Annotated in this window: 1 pseudogene; it reads right to left on the reverse strand. The window is 71.0% G+C overall.

Annotated elements, in window-relative coordinates:
* Nucleotides 1-207: 207 nt before the first annotated feature.
* Nucleotides 208-393, reverse strand: a pseudogene (locus JMJ56_RS33365) (IS110 family transposase); the annotation flags it as partial.

Below are 393 nucleotides of genomic sequence, written 5' to 3' on the forward strand. Positions count from 1 at the left end.
CATGTGTGCGGCCTCTGATGCGGCCGGTCTGGCCGCGGGCCCTGATGAGCTGCGCGGAACGAGGGGCAATCAGGTGAACGCGCTTTGGGGGCGCTCTGCGATAAACGGCCTCTCTCGCCACCGGCTCACCGGTCTCTCGCTGTCATCATCGCTTCAGCACCTTGGCCCCCGCCGGGCGCGGCGCCCGGCGAGCTCGGACGCGACAGCCTAGGCGGTCGCGGTTGTCGTGTAGGTCCCTCCCCGGGCCAGCAAAGCCCAAGCGATGCGGGCCATCTTGTTGGCCAGAGCCACGGCCACGACCTTGAAAGGTCGCCGGGCCAGCAGGCGCGTGGCCCAGTCCGCCGCTTCAGGGCAGCGCCGGGCATAGCGCAGGCGGCTGGTGGCGCCGAGGAC

The sequence above is a fragment of the Belnapia arida genome (assembly GCF_016773205.1).
Classification (GTDB): Bacteria; Pseudomonadota; Alphaproteobacteria; order Acetobacterales; family Acetobacteraceae; genus Belnapia; species Belnapia arida.